The organism is Pontibacter sp. BAB1700, assembly GCF_000277005.1.
Classification (GTDB): Bacteria; Bacteroidota; Bacteroidia; order Cytophagales; family Hymenobacteraceae; genus Pontibacter; species Pontibacter lucknowensis.
This window is the reverse complement of the sequence record NZ_AKIS01000050.1, coordinates 1-19,053: the sequence shown is the minus strand read 5'-3', so window position 1 is coordinate 19,053 and position 19,053 is coordinate 1. Positions and strand designations below refer to the sequence as shown.

Sequence of the window (19,053 nt, the reverse complement as noted above, 5' to 3'; positions counted from 1 at the left end):
TTGATCGCCCGGTCGGTATACCTGACCGGGCGTTTTTTTTTCTTAGTGTCCAATTTCTCTTAAACACCTTCCTATCCCTAAGTAGCTAATTCCTAATTGCTTCCATTCAAGAGCACTAATTTTTCAAAAGCCGCTATATCCTTTGTCAGCTTATAACGTATTGCAAGCAAGCAATTTTATGGTTGCTGTTTCCTTCAACACCTACAAAATATCCGACAGGCAATACAAGCTGCTTACCCATTCCCATGAAGATTACAGACTTGCGCATCATGCGCGGACCAAATTTCTGGTCTGTTGAGCATCCCAAAATTATCGTACTCAAGCTGGACCTGGAAGAACTGGCTGATACCCTTACCCACGAAGTGCCCGGCTTCGCTACCCGACTCAAACGACTGCTCCCCGAAATGTATGCCCACAGGGCTGCAGCGGGCGTGGAAGGTGGTTTCTTTAGATCGGTGGAGGAAGGCACTACCTTCGCTCACGTCGTGCAGCACATCGCGCTGGAACTGCAAACTCAGGCCGGTATGGAGAGCGGCTACGGACGCTGTTACATGGCCCACGAGCAGGGTACGCATTTCGTTATTTTCTCGTACCAGGAGGAACGTGCCGGTGAGTATGCCGCTCATGCTGCCCTCCGCATCACGGAAGCTCTGATAAATGGAGAGAAGTATAAACTCGACGAAGACATCGACCGCCTGCATCAGATCCGGGAAGACGAATATTTCGGACCAAGCACTTACTCTATTGTATCAGAGGCGCAGAGCCGCAATATACCTTACATTCGTCTCAACCGTCACTCGCTCATTCAGCTGGGTTACGGCGTGAACCAGAAGCGCATACAGGCCACCATGACCTGTGGCACTGCCTGCTTTGCCGTGGAGATAGCCGGAGACAAAAACGCCACCAAAGAACTGCTCGACGAAGCGGGTATACCTGTTCCCAATGGCACCACTGTGTATGATCAGGAGGAACTGAAGCGGGCCGTGGACAGACTGGGCTATCCATTAGTGCTAAAGCCGTTGGACGGCAACCACGGCAAAGGCGCTACCATCAACATCACAAACTGGAAAGACGCGCTCAAAGGACTGGCAGCCGCTCAGAAATATTCTGAGGCCGTGCTGGTGGAGCGCTACATTCAGGGCTTTGACTTCCGACTGCTGGTCATTAACAAAAAGTTTGTGGCAGCTGCCAAGCGTACCCTCTGCCATGGTCACCGGTGACGGTGTTTCCACGATCAAACAGCTGGTCGACCTGGAGAACAAAGACCCGAGAAGAGGCGTGGGACACGAAAAGGCCCTGACCCGCATCAAAATTGATCAGCACACCAAAAATATTTTAAAGGCCAAAGACCTTACTACTCAGTCGGTTCTGCCCGAAGGGGAGGTGCTATACCTAAAAAGTACCGCTAACATAAGTACTGGAGGCACTGCAACTGACGTTACTGACTTAGTGGATCCTTACAACATCCTGATGGCCGAGCGTATTGCCGGTCTGGTGGGGCTGGATATCTGCGGCATCGACGTGATGACAACCGACATTGCCATTCCGCTTAACGAAGCCGGAGGTGCTGTGCTGGAGGTAAATGCGGCGCCTGGTTTCCGGATGCACATCTCACCAACCTACGGTTTACCGCGTAACGTAGCCGAGCCGGTAATCGACATGCTGTTTCCGCATGGCAAGCCCGCCCGCATCCCGATTGTGGCCGTGACAGGTACCAATGGTAAGACCACGACCACGCGACTGATCGCACACATGGTCAAGAGCAAAGGTTATCAGGTTGGGTATACCACTACTGAGGGCATCTACATACAGGACAAGCTGCTCGAGAAAGGCGATACGACAGGGGYTATAGTGCACAGTTCGTGCTCAAGGACCCGACCGTGAACTTTGCAGTGCTGGAGTGCGCCAGGGGAGGCTTGCTGCGGTCAGGGCTGGGATTCGATCAGTGCGACATTGGCATTGTGACTAACTTAAGCTCCGACCACCTGGGCCTGCGCGACATCCATACGCTGGAGGACCTTGCGAAGGTGAAATCGGTTATACCGAAGAGCGTGAGCAAAGACGGATACGCCATTCTGAACGCCGATGATGATCTGGTGTATGCCATGGCCGAGGAGCTGAAATGTAAGGTAGCTTTCTTTAGTATGGACGAGAACAATCCGCGCATACTAAAGCATATTGCCAAAGGGGGACTGGCGGCGGTTTTTGAAAACGGGTATATCTCGATCTTTAAAAACAGCTACAAGATCCGGATAGATAGAGTGGCTGATGTGCCGCTGACTTTCGGTGGAAAAGCGAAATTTAACATTGAGAACATACTGGCTGCTGCGTTGGCTGGCTATGTATCGCACTTTGACATAGAAGACATTAAGCGTGCCCTGCGCACCTTTATACCTTCACCAGACAAAACACCTGGTCGCATGAACCTGTTCCAGTTCCCGAACTTCGAGGTACTGGTGGACTACGCACACAACGTGGGTGGTTTGAAGGCCATCGGCGGCTTTATGGAAGACCTGGACGTGTCGCGCAAGGTTGGCATCATTGCTGGCGTTGGCGACCGCAGGACAGAAGATTTCTACGAGATAGGTCGCGTAGCAGGCGAAGTCTTTGACGAGATCATCATACGCCTCGACAACGACCTGCGTGGGAAGACGCCTGAGGAAATCACTTTGCCGATGATGCAAGGTATAGAAGACGTAGCGCCGCACAAGCAAGTGAAGGTGATTCCGGAAGAAATGCGTGCCATCGCCTATGCGCTGGAAAATGCTGAGCCGGACTCCTTTGTAGCGATCTTCACGGAAGACGTGCACGAGTCGGTGAAGATGGTGGAGAGCTTTAAAGTAATACAGCACCGCAGCAGCATGCTGGTGGAGTAAAAATTTTCTTGTTGATTAAATTCTAACGCCTGCGTTAGAGAATTTCATGTGAACGATGGACTAAAACCCTTTCCTCAGGATAGGGTTTTTTTTATGGCTATACCTGAGGTATGGGCACAAAAAAGCCCCGACCTAATGGACGGGGCTTTCAGACTCTAGGGTTTAAGTATTATTTCAGCACAAAGTTGGTTGATCCGATCAGGAAACCGTCGGCATAAAGCTCAATGGTATGCTGGCCTTTCTTATATTCTGCGTTCTTGTTGTAAACAAAGCTCACCTGCTGCTGCGTGTTATCAAACACAATGTCGCGCTTAGCGGTGTAGTACATGTCTTCGCCGTCAATCTCAAACGAACCTGAACCCGTAGAAAGATTGTACAGGGCGGCGCCATCCGGCTCGATCAGACGCATGTAAATCGTCTTCGGCTCACGTGGTGCTACATCGTTCTTGCCCAGGTTAAACGTTACGCGGATCTTTTCCACGTTTCTCATTCTGAATTCATTGTTCTTGTCATCCAGCTCTTTGCCGCGCTTATTTACCGCAAAAACATTCATACGCTGTGCTTCGAGCCTCGAGGCCACTTTTACCTTCTCTACCAGCGTTTCGTTGGTGGTCTTCATGGTGGTGAGACTGTCGCTCAGGCGGTTCTGAGTGGTTTTAAGTGAGGTATTCTCTGTGAAGAGCACTTCATTATCCTGTTTAAGCGTAGCGATTTCCTGGTCTTTCTGTTTCAGTTGCTGCTCAAACGCCTGCGCACGGTCGCGGAAGCGGCGCTGGTCAGCCAGGCTGTAGCTGCTCTTACGGAAGCTTCGCAGCTCGTTCAGGTCAGACGAAATAGACGCGATTTGTGCCTCCAGCGAGTCGTTTTCGAGACCCATCGCCTGCAATTCCTGGCTCTGGCGCTCAAAATCAGCCTTTAGGGCTTCGTAAACTTTTATCTGGTTCTCCAGTTCTTTATCTTTCACACGGATCACCTCGGCCTGCTCCTCGTTTTTCTCTTTTTTCTGATAATTCATGTAAAGCAGGATGCCGTTGATGCTGATCAGGATGACAAGGAGGCCACTAATCAGGAGTTTGCGGTTGCTTCTTTTTTCAGAAGGGTTCATGGGCTGATGTTCTTTTTGGGTGTCTTTTTTTTCCAGCGTACTCATATTTTAAGCTTTTGCTGCCTGGAATGGTGCGTATGCAAGTTTCAAATTTAAGACTTTTGAGCTATTATCATACAAGATGAAACAAGAATTTAATGCCGACTACTGGCAAAACCGCTACCAACTGGGCCAGACGGGTTGGGATGTTGGGGCTATAACGCCTCCACTCCGTGATTATTTCAATCAGATGCCTAACACAGGTCAGCGCATACTGGTTCCGGGTTGTGGCAACGCATACGAAGCGGAATATTTATTCCGTAATGGTTTCACACATACCTACATAGCTGATGTTGCCGAGGCGCCACTGCAGCGATTTTCCGAACGGGTGCCGGACTTCCCCAAAAATCAATTGCTGCTCCAGGACTTTTTCGAACTCGGGGGCACATATGACCTGATCGTAGAGCAGACCTTTTTCTGTGCCATCGACCCGCAACTCCGTGGCGACTATGCACGCAAATGTGCCGAGTTGCTCATGCCTGGCGGGAAACTGGTCGGCCTCCTTTTTGACACTACCTTCGAACACTCCGGTCCACCCTTCGGCGGCAGTCGAGAAGAGTACCGCACTTATTTCAAGCCATACTTTGAGTTTCTTCACTTCGAAACCGCCTACAATTCCATACCGCCAAGGCAGGGGAGGGAGTTGTTTATAGAGTTGAGGAAGCTGGGAGTGTAGAAGTTTGGGGGTTGAGGAGTTGGAGAGTTTGAAAGTTAATGTAGCGACGTTACGCTTTATAGTCTTTCCAGCATGGTCCAATCTAAGCTATCTGTCGGACTTACAAGTTCGGAAAAGCGCTCAGATAAGGGACGGGATGGGTTAATCATGTATCCGGCAACCATCAATCGCTCATCCACCCAATCACTAATGTATTCATTTCTTTATTCCCCCGCATCTGACTAAATTTGCAGACCGAAAGGTATAAACCAAGCAATTGACTATGTTCGAAGTACCGAAATTAAAACATACCGACTCTGGCAACTTCTTTTTGATGGCTGGCCCATGCGCTATTGAAGGCGAGGAAATGGCCCTGCAGATAGCCGAGCGACTTGTAACCATTACTGACAAGCTGGAGATTCCACTGATCTTCAAAGGGTCTTACCGCAAAGCCAACCGTTCCCGCCTTGACTCTTTTACAGGTATAGGGGACGAGAAAGCGCTGCGCATCCTGCAGAAGGTGAGCCAGACATTTGATATACCTACCGTTACTGACATCCACGAAAGCGACGAGGCGGCAATGGCGGCTGAGTATGTGGATGTTCTCCAGATCCCGGCTTTCCTGTGCCGCCAGACAGACCTGCTGGTAGCGGCTGCTAAAACAGGTAAGGTAGTGAACATCAAAAAAGGACAGTTCCTGTCAGGCGAGGCCATGCGCTTTGCCGTGGACAAGGTGCGCGAGTCTGGAAACGATAAAGTGATCCTGACCGACCGAGGCAACAGCTTTGGTTACTCAGATATGGTAGTGGACTTCCGCAACCTGCCCGAAATGCAGACGAATGGTGTACCAGTGGTAATGGACGTGACCCACTCGCTGCAGCAGCCAAACCAAAGCTCCGGCGTGACAGGCGGCAAACCAGCCTGATCGAGACGATTGCCAAAGCAGCTATTGCGGTGGGAGCCGATGGCCTGTTCATCGAAACGCACCCGCAGCCATCGATAGCGAAATCGGACGGCGCCAACATGCTGCCACTTGACCAGCTCGAAGACCTGCTCCAGAAGTTAGTGCGTATTCGCCAGGCTATTCGCTAAGCAGCCTTTAAACGTATCAAAGGAGAGCATTGACTGTGGTTGATGCTCTCCTTATTTCTTTCAGATTATACCTATGACTGTACCTGCCCATACCCCCGAGTGGGAAGTTTATTTCTGCGATATCAACGACCGCCCTGCCTGCGTGAGCGTCGATCTGGCTTTTGAAAGCCTGGCCCCTATACCTGAGCAGCACCGCGCTTTTGAACTTGTTGTGGCGCTGCAGCAGCCCGATGCCGATGGTTTTCCGGCTGACGAAGCTGAGTGGGAGCAGCTTGAGGCGATAGAAGAAGCCCTGGTGGAGGAGCTTCAAAACTCACTTCAGGCGGCCTTTGTAGGCAAGCTGCTGCACGACGGCAAACGCAGCTTCTATTTCTACAGCGGGCAGGAAGCTTTGCCGGAGGCGATTGCCACTAACGTGATGCAACAATTCCCCGCCTATACCTTCGCTTCAAACAACCTGCTGGATGCTGACTGGGGCTTATACCTGGACTTCCTGTTTCCGGAGCCGGCCGATATGCAAAGCATCAAAAACAGCCGCATTCTGCGCATGATGGAAGAGCAGGGAGATGAACATCACATTCCCCGCTCAGTGTTGCATTTTGTAAGCTTTGCAACGGAAGCTGATCGTACAGCCTTCAGAAGTGAGTCAGGAAAAGTTGGCTATACCCTGGTGCAGGAGGGAAAGAACCAAAACGAATCGGAGGTAACCTTATAGCATCGTCATTGCGAAGGTACAGCCTGTTACCGAGGAAGATATCCATACCACTACCTTAGGGCTATGGCAACTGGCGGAGGAGTTTAATGGCGTGTATGGCGGCTGGCAGGCGCAAGTGGTAAAGGAAAATGATTAATACTGCAGCGTAAAATGCTCCTTCGGCTGGGTCTTGCGAAAAAACACTAAGCCGATGTAGAACAGGTCAATCGTTTGGCATACCTCCGGATGTTGTTTGATCTCCTGCCAGGCACGCTTCATCTCTGCTGACCAATACAGGTCATCCACTACAAACACACTATACTCGTGATGCTTGCTCAGGCAGGCTTTGAAATAACGCATGGTGGGTTCGTAGCGGTGATTCCCGTCGAAGAACACAAAATCCAGCTGCTTCACTTCCTGCAGTTGCTTTGGCAACGTGTCATCCAGGTTGCCAATAACCTGCTGCACATGCTGCAGGCCTAGTTTCTTAAAATTTACTTTTGCCTCTGCTGCTATCGACGGGCATCCTTCAAAGGTATAGACGCTGGCCTGTTTGTTTCCCATCGCCAGGTATGAGGTCGTGAGGCCGAGGGAAGTGCCCAGGTCGAAAATGGTACCAGGCCTGAAATGTGCTGCCAACCGGAAAAGCAGTTGGCATATTTGGCTGGTTTGGCTGAGGTACGGGTAATGTAGCTGATCTTTCGGACTTTCTTCAGTCCGGCCTTGGGACCCGCTCCAAAATCGGTAACAGGTATAGTCCGATCCTCAAACAGCAGCGAAGCACGCAAATCTTCAACCAGCGGATAGCATAGTAGTCTCCATCGTGCCGGATCACGTGGTGGTACAGATCGAATACGAAAGGGGAGTGGACTCCGTGCAGCTTAAAAGCCCTGAGGCGGTAAAGCAGGTAATTTGCCGCAAGGTGGAAGGGGAGCAATGGATGAAATATTAAATTGGTGGTCGTTAAATTGTTGTTTCACTATCTGGACAACCTTTTAGTGATAATCACAGATAGTTTGAAACTACAAATTTAAAGGTATAGCCGATTTACAAGGATACAATTAATTCAACTTATACGGCACGATGAGTGAGAACTCAGGTATAGTCACATGGAACTGCTTGCCGTCGACCATACGCTCCATCAGGTAAGTGCCGCGCATTTTGCCCATACCTGTCTTGAGGTTGCAGCCTGACACGTACTCGTGCGACTCACCTGGCTCCAGCACAGGTTGTTGTCCTACCACACCTTCGCCTTCCACTTCGCGCATGGTGCCAGTGGCGTCGTGTATGTACCAGTGGCGACGTAAAAGCTTGACTGTGAACTCACTGTTATTCTCTATACTGATCTTGTAAGCAAATACGAAGTGCTGCTGTACCGGACTGGAGTAATCGGGCAGGTAGTTGGTCGTAACCGTTACTTTTACTCCTTCTGTAGTTTTTGTATCCATGTTACAGAGTTTTTTGTATAATTAGAATCTGTTTCAGGTATAGCCTTCCGGGCCCCTGATACCTGTTACCAAGCAAACCCGATACCCCTACTGACTCTCATGAACGTAAAGATAGAAGAAAGCTGGCAAAATATCTTGCAAGAAGAATTTGAAAAGCCCTATTTCAAAGACCTCGTGTCTTTTGTTAAAGACGAGTACACCTCTCAAAAAGTTTACCCACCCGGTAACCAGATTTTCAATGCTTTCGAGCGATGTCCCTTCGATCAGGTAAAGGTAGTTATTTTAGGGCAGGACCCCTATCATGGTCCTAATCAGGCGAATGGATTGGCTTTTTCGGTGAAAGATGGTATTCGCATTCCACCCTCGCTAATCAATATCTTCAAAGAGATCAGAAGCGATCTTGGCAAAGATCTGCCAGCCACCGGAAACCTGGAGCGCTGGGCAGAGCAGGGCGTTTTATTACTAAACGCCACTCTTACAGTGCGTGCCGGCGATGCAGGGTCTCACCAGAAAAAAGGTTGGGAAGAGTTTACCGATGCCGTTGTTCGCAAAGTAAATGACCTGAAAACTGGGGTGGTCTTTATGCTCTGGGGAGCCTATGCACAGAAAAAGGGCGCTTTTATTGACGAGAGCAAGCACCTGGTGCTCAAAGCGGCCCATCCGTCACCCTTCGCCGCCGACCGCGGCTTCTTCGGCACCCGCCACTTCAGCAAAGCCAACGAGTATCTGAAGCAGCAGGGCAAAGAGCCGATAGATTGGTAGTTGTCATTAATTCCCAGTGCGCTTCATTAAGACATCTAACCACACATTGTCATCTCGACGATAGGAGAGATCTGGGTGGGCTTCAGTGCTCATACACCAGATTTCTCCCTAGGGTCGAAATGACATTAAAGTATAAATAAAATAGGGGCCTTAAGCCCCTATTTACTTGATCACGAACGAAGACGTCCTATAACTTAGAATTGCTTCATGATTGCTATTGCTTCCAATTAGTGGTCGAAAACTGCGCAGGATCAAACCAGCTAGGATCTACTTTTTCAGGGAAAGAGATATTGAAGTATTCTTCCCGCAGAAACAGCTGACCGTTATTTTTGAAGACAATCTCTGTCGCGACCATATTTCCCTCTATCTCCTGGTAGTTGTTCATCTCTACATCGCGTGCCACGCCTTTGCTGTTCGTCAGGATGCGCACAACATAAAGGTTCTCTTTGTCAACCCAGAACTGATTGCGGCTCTGGTCATTTGGGTTAGTTGTGCCCACCACGTAAGCAGCACGGCCCTGCCAGGTGGCTTCCGTAAACTGACTCAGATCAAAGTTCAACTCCTGCGCCTTGCTGATGGTAGTGGCAGGGTCGTAGAAGTATACATCAAAGCTGAGCAGCACCAGGGGGTGAATCGAGTATTGCTTGTTCACCTGCTTTCCCTCTTTAAAGGTATAGACCGTGTCCTGGTTGTAGACCACACCATTGCCAGTCTCAAAGCCATCGAAGCGGATGTGCAGGTTAGCCGGATAGCTGTAGATCTCCTGCCAGATCTCTTCACGACTCACCTGATCGTCTTTATAGAAAATCGCCCGCTGGTCGAAGGCAAAATTTGGATACCACTTGTTTTCCCAATGGCGGTACATGGTCTCGATCACTTGCTGACCGGTTTGGGGCTTGGTGGCGGTGGTTGTCATCTTTTGGGTACAGGCTATGGTGAGGAAGGGTAGGAGTAGGTAAAGGATGCGGGGTAGTTGGTTTTTTTTCACGGTTTTATTTATGGTTAAGTTATTTGGTATTTGCTTTTCAGACTGTTCGCAGAATTTTCTCCATCTTCTTCCCTTTAGCCAATTCGTCCACCAACTTGTCCAGATACCGCACCTGCCTGGTAACAGGATTTTCAATTTCTTCGATGCGATAGCCACAGATCGTGCCTGTTATAAACTGTGCATTAGGGTTCAAATTTGCCCTCTCAAAGAAATCGGCAAAAGTTGCTTTCTCGTTTATTAAGGACTGCAGTTGCGCTTCATCAAAACCCGTCAGCCACGCAATGACCTGGTGCAGCTCTTCTTTTGTTCTGCCCTTCTTTTCTACCTTGGCGAGGTAGTGCGGGTATACCGACGCAAAGGTCATGCTGGCCATGCGTGCGTCGTGTGCGGGGGTGGTGTTCATTTTGTGTCTTGTTACTGCTTATTAAACTACTTAACTCTGGATTTAAATTGTGCGCTTGATTGGGGATTAACGGTTAGTACCTAAGGTGAGCGATGCGTAGCAGCGCATGGCTTAGGTGCAGGGTTAGCGGATGCTTTTCTTCTTATTTGCTTTTAAGTCAGCGAAAAATGAGTCACTATACTTCCTTAGCTTTTTTCTGTACCCGAATGGCAACAAGTATAGAGTTGTTAGAAGTACAAGCCAGCCAAACACTAAAATACCTATTCCATAAGTACTGCTGGCGGTTACAAGTGTAAACAAAGACATAAACAAGAGGAAAGTTAACGCAACAAAAACAAATAACTGATAGCCTACTGTATAGGGTATAATCTCACCGTGCGCTATTGTATTCGATGCTATTTTACCTTCTGAAAAAGCTATCCTTATTTTGCCTGCTCCCCTGTACGGGTTAAACATCTTTGGCTTCACATCTATCTCCACCGAGTCAACACCAGTAATTTTTACTTCATTGTAGTCAACAAAGCCAATCCCAAGTATACTTGCTAAGTCTCTCTTCTTTTCTTTTTCTCGTGCGATAGTTTCCATCACCTTTGATTTAGGCAGATTAATCTCTATTGAGAATTTTTCATGGTATCGTTCGAGAATTTTCTTCATACTTTGAAGTAACCGCTAACTAGTGTAAAGCAGGAGTACCTACTCCTACTATCTGCATTATCTGTGGAGGTATATCTTCCTAGTAGCAAATCTCCACTGTTCTATACCAAATATACAATATTTCATTTACCAAATATCATCGTCTCAAAAACAAAAAACCGCCAGCTCTTTTCAGAACTGACGGTTTCATTTTTATATCGGTTTATACCTTATTTAATCGTCTTAAACAGTCGACTCCATCTGATCTTGTCCAGGAAGCCGCCGTAAGGGTCGGTGGACATCCAGATCATCACGGCCTTACCCACAATGTGGTCGGCGGGTACGAAGCCCCAGTAACGTGAGTCGAGGGAGTTGTGGCGGTTGTCACCCATCATGAAGTAGTAGTCCTGCTTAAAGGTATAAGTCGTGGCTTCTGCTCCGTCCAGGTATAGCTTACCGTCACGTACCTCAGCGTTTTCGTTACGCTCGTAGCCAAGGATCACCTTCTCGTAAAAAGGCAGCGTTTCCGGCGTAATGGCTACGGTTGCACCTTCTTTCGGGATGTAGAGCGGACCGAAATTGTCTTTGTTCCATTCGTACTTGCTTGGCACATGCGGGAATACCTCTGCGTCGCCTTTACCTGCTTCGTCCATCAGGAGTGTTGCCTCTTTGATGAAATCAAGCTGGGCGAGGGCCTTGGCTTTCTCAGGAGAAGTATCCACAATATAGCCACCCTGCCACTGGATCACATCGGTGATGTCACGCTCCAGGAAGAACTTCTCTGCCAGGCGCTGTTCTGTAGAAAGGAAGTACTTATACTGCATTTTGTCCGGGTTCTCCGCCATCTGCCCGTTGATGTACACCTGCATGTCGCGGATCTCGATGGAGTCGCCGGCAATACCGATGCAACGCTTGATGTAGTTGGTGCGCAGGTCAGCCGGGTGATGCTCCTCCGGTGGGTAGTTGAAAACCACCACATCGTTGCGCTGTACCTCTGAGAAGCCAGGCAAACGGTATGACTTCAGCTGGATGGCGTCGGAGTAGGAGGGGATGTTCGTTCCCCAGATGGTCTGGTGCGTGAGCGGCACCTGCAGCGGTGTTATCGGGGTGCGCGGACCGTAGTGCAGTTTGCTCACAAAAAGGAAGTCGCCTACCAACAGCGACTTCTCCATAGAAGGAGTCGGGATGGTATAGGCCTCAAAAGTAGCCCAGCGGATCAAACTGGCCGCGATAACGGCAAACAGAATGGCATCGCCCCACTCACGCGCAAAGCTCTTTTTCTTTTTAGGCGCCTTGTTAGCGGGCTTCTTTTCCCAAAACTTTACTTTCATCTATAAAGCGTTTTGTTTCTACAGGTTGAGCATGTCTTTCATGCCGTACACTCCCTGGCGGTCTTTGAGCCACTCAGCTGCCATCAGGGCACCTTCGGCAAAACCGGCACGGCTATGGGCAATGTGGCCCAGTTCTATTTTGTCTACTTCCGATTCGTAGGTCACGATGTGGGTACCTACCACATCCGGCTCACGCTCCGAAACAATATTCAGTTTAGACTTATCCGAATCGTCATCAGCTGCCCAGCCTTGCAAGTCAGGGAAGCTGGCCAGTATACCTTCTGCCGTAGTTATACCTGTGCCGCTCGGCTTGTCGATCTTCTGGAGGTGGTGGATCTCACGGATAGACACCTGGTACTCCTTATAGGCCTGCATTTTACTGGCAATATATTCGTTAAAATGGAAAAACAAATTAACGCCCACGCTATAATTCGAAGCGTAGAAGAAAGCTCCTTTGTTTTCCTGACACAAAGCTACAGCTTCGCTATACCTGTCGAGCCAGCCTGTAGAGCCCGAAACCACCGGTATACCTTGCTTTAAGCAGTAAGAAATATTGCCAAAGGCGGCTTCCGGATGGGTAAACTCAATGGCTACGTCCGTATTATCAGGGGTATAGCTGTTCAGTGTTTCGGCATTGGTATGGTCAATGGTACCAGCTATCTGGTGACCTTTGGCAAGGGCCATCTGCTCAATGGTTTTCCCCATTTTGCCATAGCCTATCAATAGGATTCTCATTTAGTTCGGGTGTATAAAGTAAGGGTAAGACCGGGCGTAACACCGTTGGTGGCAGGTGTGCGGAACACGTCGGGCTGCACGCGCAGGCTCAGGTTGTCGCTCACATCAAACTCGCGCAGGTGACCGTGCACGTAAGCTTCCGCTATTTGCATGCTGTAAGCCAGTACTGATAAGATGATGGTCAGGTCGCGGTTACGTCGGTAAAAATCACGACTCACACGCAGGTTCTGGGTTCCGTTCTGCACAGCATCGCCATACACAGGGTCATAGAAGTAGGCGTCGTATACCTGATAAAAGTTATCGCTGTTCCCGTTGCGGATATTCAGTGCCGTCCGGAAGTCCTGGTACTTATTGTTGTTGTCGATAATAAAATAGCCCAGCACCCCGCCAGTAGCGTAAATGATGGGCACCTTCCACCAGGCGCCGTTGTATACCTGGCCTGCTCCGGGTATAACGGCCGAGAAAAGAGCTGCGCGTCCAGGACGGCCCAGGTTTTTGAAGCCGCTCAGGAAAAACTGCTTTTGCTGGGCGGTGTCAGCTTCGGAAGTTAGCACCAAAACCGAATCTGGTCCGGATGTGACAACTTGCGCCCTAGCCTGCGATGGCAGCAGCTGCGAAAAGAGTAATGCCACAAATAAAGCTATACCAGGCGCTAACCTCATGCTGTTCTCTTAGTAGTTCAGAATCTCCAATATACGGTTCAGCTCGTCCACCGATACAAAAGGGATTTTGATCTCTCCCTTGCCATCGTTGTTGGCTTTCACCAGGATCTTGGTGCCAAATTGCGAAGAAAGCTTTTTCTCTACTCCCTTCAACTCTTCATCATACCTGTTGAAGACCAGTTTTTGTTGTGGATCCGGCTTTTTACTGGCATTCTGCACATTGCGCACCAGCTCTTCCACCTTGCGCACTGACAGTTCCTCCGCCACTACCTTACGGAAAATCTCCAATTGCTTGTCGATGGTGTCGATGTTAATCAGCGCTCTGGCATGGCCCATGCTGATTACATTGTCGCGCAGGGCGATCTGGATATCGGGCGGCAGTTTAAGCAGGCGCAGGTAATTGGTCACCGTCGTGCGCTTCTTACCCACGCGGTCACCAAGTTCTTCTTGCTTCAGGCTGCACTCGGTAAGCAGGCGCTGGTAGGAGAGGGCGATCTCGATGGCGTTCAGGTTTTCACGCTGAATGTTTTCGATCAGGGCCATCTCCAGCATCTGCTGGTCGTCGGCTTTGCGGATGTAGGCAGGAATAGTGGTCAGACCAGCCATTTTGGCTGCCTGATAGCGGCGCTCACCCGATATCAGCTGGAAGCTGTTCTGGTCAAGCTGACGAACGGTGATAGGCTGGATAATACCCTGTATCCGGATAGACTCAGCCAATTCTTCCAGCGCCGTCTGGTCAAAGTGCGTACGGGGCTGGTAAGGGTTCGTCTGGATGTGTTCAATAGCTATATCTGCGATGGTATTGACTTCGTTAACGGTGGTTGATTCGGCTGTTTTGCCAGTATATTTGTTACCCTCCAGGAGAGAGCCAAGGCCTCTGCCAAGGCCTCCCTTGCGTGTTGGTACTGGTTTCTTGTTATCGGACATGTAATAGTAAGGTTATTTCGCCAGCGCAACGCTGTTCTTCTCTGCTATCTCACGGGCGAGGTTCAGGTAGCTCATGGCACCCTTGCTTTCTGCATCGTACAGAATGGCAGGTATACCATAACCCGGAGACTCGCTCAACTTCACATTTCTCGGGATGATCGTATCAAACACCATTTGCTGGAAGTGCGTTTTCACCTCTTCCACCACCTGGTTGCTCAGGCGCAAACGCACATCATACATCGTCAGCAGGATGCCCTCAATGGCAAGCTCGGTATTCAGGCGTGTCGTGATGATTTTGATCGTGTTGAGCAGTTTGCCCAAACCTTCCAGCGCAAAGTACTCACACTGAACGGGTATCACCACTGAGTCGGCTGCCGTAAGTGAGTTTACCGTGATCAGGCCCAGCGAAGGCGAACAGTCGATAATGATGAAGTCGTACACCTCCTTGAGCGGAGCCAATGCTTCGCGCATTCTCTCCTCCCTGTTCGGAATGTTGATCATCTCCACCTCAGCGCCCACCAGGTCAATGTGCGAGGGAATCAGATCCAGGGTCTCCAGGTTAGGCGACTTCAGTATGATGTCCTCAATATTTGCTTCCCCTACCATGCATTCGTAGATATTGCTGCTGATGCTGGCGGGGTCGAAGCCGAGGCCCGATGTGGCGTTGGCCTGCGGGTCTGCGTCGACGAGTAATGTCTTAAATTCGAGGGCTGCCAGGCTCGCAGCCAGGTTTATGGCTGTGGTGGTCTTGCCTACGCCACCTTTTTGGTTTGCAACCGCTATTATTTTTCCCATCTAAAAATTATAGGTTTATAGTCTGACCTATCTCCATCAATATTAGTTCCTTGCCGGCCATCTGCGCTACTTCCTTCACTTCCTCATGGTCTATTTTGATGTAAGGGAAGGTGTCGTAGTGCATACCGATCACCTTGTCTACCTGCACAAAGTCAGCCGCTACCAGGGCATCGTGGATGTCCATGGTAAAGTTATCGCCAATCGGCAACAGGGCGAAGTCTACATCATACTGCTCTGGTATGAGTTTCATGTCGTAGGTGAGGGCCGTATCTCCGGCAAAATAAAATGTCTGATTCTCTGTTTCCACCACAAACCCGGCTGCCACCCCCGCATAAGTGCCATCTGGCAGGGAGCTGGAATGCACGGCGTTCACCATTTTCACGGTACCAAACGGCAGGGTCACTTTGCCGCCGGTGTTCATCGGGTGGGTCTTCTCTATACCTTTCCCTTCATACCAACTCGCGATCTCAAAATTGGCTACAATGGTGGCACCGTTATTTTTTGCGATGCGCTCCGCATCATGCACGTGGTCCTGATGACCGTGCGAGAGCAGAATGTAATCAGCCTTGATGCTGTCCACGTCAATATCCTTGGCCAACTCGTTTGGCGAGATGAACGGGTCGAATAGAATGCGGTGCTCACCGATTTTGAAAAGAAAGCAGGACTGTCCGTAATACGTTATTTCCATAGTTTGCATTTTTTAATCTGTTAGCCCGAATTGGGTATAGAACTTTTACAAAGATACAGTTTTTTGCGCAGAACGTATGATGTTCCACGCGCCGCGGCGTATATTTTTATCCACGATTTTAAGGGTTATCCACATTCCGGAACAAGGTCCCTGCGAAGTGGCTAGTCATAGGATATGTGCATTTTAAGGCTGTAAAAGCAAGCGGGTCCGGCTGCTCATGTAGCTGCCGGACCCGCTTGCTTCAGTGGTTCGTTTATATAACAACGCCGCGTGGAACTATTTATTTTGGCCAGGCACTGTTTTATACCTCAAACCCAGGCAGGGTTCAGCTTTGCGGTTCGTTCGGATTGTTTCTTTTCCGCTCGACCCTGATCTCTTCCCGGCGCAGTTCCACGTGCTGTGTATCGTGCTCTTCGGTGCGCCGCTTGGTAACGTGTATCTCCTCTACCACCAGCAGGCGCTTCTCCACTACCAGCACCTCTTTCAGCACAGGTATGATCATCTTATCGCCCTCGTAGCGTACTGGCGGTGGGGGGGGTGTCAACATACTGGTTTATTTCGACGCGTTCTATTTCTGCCTCTTCATGTATGATTGGCAGGTCCAGGTCCACATCTTCCCGGTGTACTTCTTTGGCAATGTGTACGATGCCAGTCTCTCTGACTTCTGTGTCTACCCGCACCTGCTCTTCAATCACGGGTATCGTCTTGCTGTACTCTATGTCTACATCCAGGTTCTCCCGCTCGTCACGACCATATTCGTCCTGAATGTCCCGCTCTTCCAGTGGGGTGGTGCGACTCTCGCGTAGCTTCTCGTCAAATTCTGATTTAAGTTTGTCTGATTTCTTGCTCATGGCTCGGGACTATATGTGGTGAAGTGGATTACGCTTCTATCGGTTCAAATGTCTCAGATTGTACGGGCAGGGCAGGGGATGGTTCATTGCTTCTCGTGGGGCTTAGCTTTGCCCTTTTTGTAAAACAGCAAGAGGCAGCCACATGATGACTGCCTCTTACCTTATCTACAAAACCTTTCCCTATATGTTGCGAGGGTTGCCGGGCTTGTTACCCGGGTTGCGAAGGTCTTTGTCTTTGTCTAATTTGTCAATGTCCACATCAGTTTTGCGTACGGTACCTCTTACAGTTTCGTCACGCTGCTCTGTGTGCTTGTTAATCTTCACTTCTTCCACTACGCGGGCCTCTTTGTTGACTACAGGCACCTCAGCGCGTTCTGTAATGTTGATCTCTCCTTCCTTGAAATTCTGGAAGTCGCGGTCTGTTGCAGGGCGGTTTACTTTGTTACGCTCTACATCCACATGTTCCTCACGCAAGCGCAGATGTTCTTCTACCGGGCGCTCCACGATGCGGCTTCTCATGCGCACACCGCCACGCTCCACTTCACGTTTACCTACGTTCATACGCTCTTCCATAATCGGAATAGACTGGCTAGAGTCGCCTGTTCGTCCGGTATTGGTCTGGGCCGTGCCCTGTGGTGGTCTGGCTGTGCCGGCCTGTGGGTTGTTTTGTGCCACATGCTCGTCTACATCCACTGCGCCACATGAGTCCAGGACTTCAGCGGCTTTCTCTGCCTGCTGTCGGGAGTCGGCGTGTACCGTCACTACCCAGCCTTTGCGGGCTGCCTGTGTATGTTTGTTCGCGTCGTCGTTCTGGCCAAACAAAGAGCCAAAGAAACCACTTACGCCATCATTGTCTTTATCTCTGGTGCTGCCTACCTGTCTTGCTGAAGCAGAGGCAGGGTTTGCTATATCTACTTTGTCACGGCCGATATGGTGCGTGCTCTCCAGCTTTTGCACCGCAGCCTGTGCGTCTATACCTTCTTTAAAAATGCCTATTACCGTTTGTCGTTCCATAGTTATGTGTGCGTTATGTTTAATATTCGGGGTGCTTATGCCGTCTTAGTGGCCCGGGGACTCCACCACCCGGTTAATGTGGTCAGTTAATATGATCAGTGGGAAATTAGGTTCCCATTTTGTTCTTTAAAATCAAGGCCACAGCAGAACCTTGCGCCCGCCGGTCAATGAGTACTCTTCATACAAAATATTCCAAAAAGAGCTTCCAGACATTGAAGCACAGGGGCAAGGATATTTTTTTTATATAGCTTAATCTGAATTAATATTTCTCCTAGCCTGATAATCGAAATTCTAAAAATTTATTATATATAAATATCAATTTTCAAATAACCTGCTCTGATAAGGTCCTCTATTTTTTTACGGCCTCAGTTAGGATTGGTTATTGGTATTTCAAAATTACAGGTAGACTCAATCCTATATTTAAACCTAGTGTTATTGAGATGCAAGCGTAGTAAAAGGGGATAGCATGAGGAGAGACCACTATTGTGAAGAAGCTTCAGTGAAAACAGACCGGAGTAAATTTTTTGAGGAAGCAGAAGTGAATTTTTGGATGGCCTGGCCTTACCTTACAGGTAGCCTTCGTTTCGCCTCCTCTTCTGCCAGGTTCATGAGCAGGGTATGCACTCTCTCCTGGAAGTCCTGCAAGGGCTTCGGGCCGCCTTCTTCCTGTTGTACCCGCTTTACTTCTTTGCCCGCTTCATAGAATGTGGTGATGGTAGAGGGCATGTCGCTCCAGTTAGTCAGGTACATGTCCTGCAGCGATGAATAGTTTAGCTTTGTTATTTCCTGCCGTATCGCCTCCAGTTGTTGGGGCGACAGCGTAAAGGTCACAGTATCCGTAACAGGTACATGGCTATACCCGGTGTAGCGTATGCTGCCATTCGCCAGAATGGTCGCCTCATAGGAGGGGCAGGTGCCAAGACAGGGTGTCTTCTGGAAATGCAGCAGCGGAGCATCCGGCGCCTGGGCACTACTTTTCTGAGCAGTACTGCAGCCTGCCACCAGGATCAGTCCTAGCCCCAGACCTAATTTCAGCAGAAAAAGTAGTGTGTGCATGGCAGTTAGTTATCATTATTGCCCCTGAGGCAGTTTTCGGAACTTGCCCTGTTCCAGTACATAGGCAGCTGGTTCGCAGTAAGGGCAATCAACATAGTTGTGCGAAGAGTCAGGCGGGTTGACTATAAATATGCGGCTGTCCGGGCTAAACTGTGCACCGGTACTGCTCTGCACCTTGTCAAGCACTTTTCCATCCTGCCGGTCTACCACGTAGTGCTCCTGGCAGGTGGTGCCGCAGCCAACGGTAACCACTGTATACTGCTGTACAGCTACACGTCTGAGCATCATCGATGTACACT

25 protein-coding genes and 1 pseudogene are annotated in these 19,053 nt (G+C 49.6%); 9 read left to right on the top strand and 17 right to left on the bottom strand.

The genetic code is table 11. The annotated features are described in order from the left end of the window. Window positions 1-245: 245 nt before the first annotated feature. Genes O71_RS25345 through O71_RS26375 form a run of 3 tightly spaced genes read left to right on the top strand, consistent with a single transcriptional unit; the run spans window position 246 to window position 2,876 of the window. Window positions 246-1,220, top strand: coding sequence for an ATP-grasp domain-containing protein (locus O71_RS25345; protein ID WP_237717744.1), 975 nt, complete (start codon window positions 246-248; stop codon window positions 1,218-1,220). After that, window positions 1,207-1,884 carry a Mur ligase family protein gene (locus O71_RS26380; RefSeq protein ID WP_255345360.1) on the top strand — a complete coding sequence of 226 codons (678 nt, stop codon included), beginning with the start codon at window positions 1,207-1,209 and terminating at the stop codon, window positions 1,882-1,884. Before O71_RS25345 ends, O71_RS26380 begins: the two co-directional genes overlap by 14 nt. Continuing rightward, complete coding sequence (locus O71_RS26375; protein WP_007654736.1) at window positions 1,863-2,876, top strand: Mur ligase family protein; 1,014 nt, start codon at window positions 1,863-1,865, stop codon at window positions 2,874-2,876. The genes O71_RS26380 and O71_RS26375 overlap by 22 nt, the downstream gene beginning before the upstream one ends. 169 nt (window positions 2,877-3,045) lie before the next feature. Here the strand turns inward: O71_RS26375 and O71_RS06940 are convergent, their stop codons facing one another. Further along, on the bottom strand, window positions 3,046-4,026 hold the full coding sequence (locus O71_RS06940) for a hypothetical protein (RefSeq protein ID WP_007654735.1): 981 nt from the start codon (window positions 4,024-4,026) through the stop codon (window positions 3,046-3,048). Window positions 4,027-4,102: 76 nt separating this feature from the next. On the opposite strand from O71_RS06940, the gene O71_RS06935 reads away from it, so the two are divergent. The 4 genes and pseudogenes from O71_RS06935 (at window position 4,103) to O71_RS27110 (ending at window position 6,618) form a co-directional block, all read left to right on the top strand. Next, on the top strand, window positions 4,103-4,696 hold the full coding sequence (locus tag O71_RS06935) for a methyltransferase domain-containing protein (RefSeq protein WP_007654734.1): 594 nt from the start codon (window positions 4,103-4,105) through the stop codon (window positions 4,694-4,696). Window positions 4,697-4,958: 262 nt separating this feature from the next. Then, window positions 4,959-5,767, top strand: a pseudogene (kdsA, locus tag O71_RS06930) (3-deoxy-8-phosphooctulonate synthase). A 73-nt stretch (window positions 5,768-5,840) separates the two neighbouring features. Next, the gene (locus O71_RS06925; RefSeq protein ID WP_007654731.1) at window positions 5,841-6,482 is read left to right on the top strand and encodes a DUF695 domain-containing protein; all 642 of its coding nucleotides are present in this window, start codon (window positions 5,841-5,843) and stop codon (window positions 6,480-6,482) included. Between the two features lies 1 nt (window position 6,483). Continuing rightward, the gene (locus O71_RS27110; RefSeq protein ID WP_155800659.1) at window positions 6,484-6,618 is read left to right on the top strand and encodes a ribonuclease E inhibitor RraB; all 135 of its coding nucleotides are present in this window, start codon (window positions 6,484-6,486) and stop codon (window positions 6,616-6,618) included. Here the strand turns inward: O71_RS27110 and O71_RS25330 are convergent. Beyond that, on the bottom strand, window positions 6,615-7,100 hold the full coding sequence (locus O71_RS25330) for an O-methyltransferase (RefSeq protein ID WP_007654730.1): 486 nt from the start codon (window positions 7,098-7,100) through the stop codon (window positions 6,615-6,617). The genes O71_RS27110 and O71_RS25330 overlap by 4 nt on opposite strands. 184 nt (window positions 7,101-7,284) lie before the next feature. Between O71_RS25330 and O71_RS26370 the strand changes: the two genes are divergently transcribed. Next, the gene (locus O71_RS26370) at window positions 7,285-7,413 is read left to right on the top strand and encodes a hypothetical protein (protein ID WP_255345359.1); all 129 of its coding nucleotides are present in this window, start codon (window positions 7,285-7,287) and stop codon (window positions 7,411-7,413) included. Window positions 7,414-7,522: 109 nt separating this feature from the next. Here the strand turns inward: O71_RS26370 and apaG are convergent, their stop codons facing one another. Continuing rightward, the gene (gene apaG, locus O71_RS06915; RefSeq protein ID WP_007654728.1) at window positions 7,523-7,909 is read right to left on the bottom strand and encodes a Co2+/Mg2+ efflux protein ApaG; all 387 of its coding nucleotides are present in this window, start codon (window positions 7,907-7,909) and stop codon (window positions 7,523-7,525) included. Window positions 7,910-8,008: 99 nt separating this feature from the next. Here apaG and ung point away from each other — a divergent pair, with 99 nt between their 5' ends. After that, window positions 8,009-8,671: a uracil-DNA glycosylase gene (ung, locus tag O71_RS06910; RefSeq protein WP_007654726.1), complete on the top strand. Its 663-nt coding sequence runs from the start codon at window positions 8,009-8,011 to the stop codon at window positions 8,669-8,671. A 214-nt stretch (window positions 8,672-8,885) separates the two neighbouring features. Here ung and O71_RS06905 read toward each other — a convergent pair whose 3' ends face one another. From O71_RS06905 to O71_RS06845, 14 genes are all read right to left on the bottom strand, one after another. Further along, window positions 8,886-9,659: a hypothetical protein gene (locus O71_RS06905; RefSeq protein ID WP_007654724.1), complete on the bottom strand. Its 774-nt coding sequence runs from the start codon at window positions 9,657-9,659 to the stop codon at window positions 8,886-8,888. A gap of 37 nt (window positions 9,660-9,696) precedes the next feature. Continuing rightward, the gene (locus tag O71_RS06900; protein WP_007654722.1) at window positions 9,697-10,062 is read right to left on the bottom strand and encodes a DUF2200 domain-containing protein; all 366 of its coding nucleotides are present in this window, start codon (window positions 10,060-10,062) and stop codon (window positions 9,697-9,699) included. A gap of 123 nt (window positions 10,063-10,185) precedes the next feature. Further along, a complete protein-coding gene (locus tag O71_RS06895) occupies window positions 10,186-10,716 on the bottom strand; it encodes a hypothetical protein (RefSeq protein WP_007654720.1) in 531 nt (176 codons plus the stop codon). Window positions 10,717-10,925: 209 nt separating this feature from the next. Continuing rightward, the gene (lepB, locus tag O71_RS06890) at window positions 10,926-12,026 is read right to left on the bottom strand and encodes a signal peptidase I (RefSeq protein ID WP_007654718.1); all 1,101 of its coding nucleotides are present in this window, start codon (window positions 12,024-12,026) and stop codon (window positions 10,926-10,928) included. A gap of 18 nt (window positions 12,027-12,044) precedes the next feature. Further along, complete coding sequence (gene dapB, locus O71_RS06885) at window positions 12,045-12,761, bottom strand: 4-hydroxy-tetrahydrodipicolinate reductase (RefSeq protein ID WP_007654717.1); 717 nt, start codon at window positions 12,759-12,761, stop codon at window positions 12,045-12,047. Further along, the gene (locus O71_RS06880; protein WP_007654716.1) at window positions 12,758-13,393 is read right to left on the bottom strand and encodes a DUF5683 domain-containing protein; all 636 of its coding nucleotides are present in this window, start codon (window positions 13,391-13,393) and stop codon (window positions 12,758-12,760) included. The genes dapB and O71_RS06880 overlap by 4 nt, the downstream gene beginning before the upstream one ends. Before the next feature lie 39 nt (window positions 13,394-13,432). Continuing rightward, window positions 13,433-14,350: a ParB/RepB/Spo0J family partition protein gene (locus tag O71_RS06875; protein WP_007654715.1), complete on the bottom strand. Its 918-nt coding sequence runs from the start codon at window positions 14,348-14,350 to the stop codon at window positions 13,433-13,435. 12 nt (window positions 14,351-14,362) lie between these two features. After that, complete coding sequence (locus O71_RS06870) at window positions 14,363-15,145, bottom strand: ParA family protein (RefSeq protein ID WP_007654714.1); 783 nt, start codon at window positions 15,143-15,145, stop codon at window positions 14,363-14,365. Window positions 15,146-15,152: 7 nt separating this feature from the next. Next, a complete protein-coding gene (locus O71_RS06865) occupies window positions 15,153-15,833 on the bottom strand; it encodes a metal-dependent hydrolase (RefSeq protein WP_007654713.1) in 681 nt (226 codons plus the stop codon). Window positions 15,834-16,158: 325 nt separating this feature from the next. Continuing rightward, window positions 16,159-16,380, bottom strand: coding sequence for a DUF2382 domain-containing protein (locus O71_RS26365; RefSeq protein WP_255345358.1), 222 nt, complete (start codon window positions 16,378-16,380; stop codon window positions 16,159-16,161). Continuing rightward, on the bottom strand, window positions 16,337-16,684 hold the full coding sequence (locus O71_RS22565; protein ID WP_007654711.1) for a DUF2382 domain-containing protein: 348 nt from the start codon (window positions 16,682-16,684) through the stop codon (window positions 16,337-16,339). Before O71_RS22565 ends, O71_RS26365 begins: the two co-directional genes overlap by 44 nt. A 180-nt stretch (window positions 16,685-16,864) precedes the next feature. Beyond that, window positions 16,865-17,698, bottom strand: a complete 834-nt coding sequence (locus O71_RS06855) for a YsnF/AvaK domain-containing protein (RefSeq protein ID WP_007654710.1) — start codon at window positions 17,696-17,698, stop codon at window positions 16,865-16,867. Between the two features lie 561 nt (window positions 17,699-18,259). Next, window positions 18,260-18,754 carry a DUF6438 domain-containing protein gene (locus O71_RS06850; RefSeq protein ID WP_007654709.1) on the bottom strand — a complete coding sequence of 165 codons (495 nt, stop codon included), beginning with the start codon at window positions 18,752-18,754 and terminating at the stop codon, window positions 18,260-18,262. 15 nt (window positions 18,755-18,769) lie between these two features. Then, a partial coding sequence (locus O71_RS06845; protein ID WP_007654708.1) for a hypothetical protein occupies window positions 18,770-19,053 on the bottom strand: 284 nt, incomplete at its 5' end.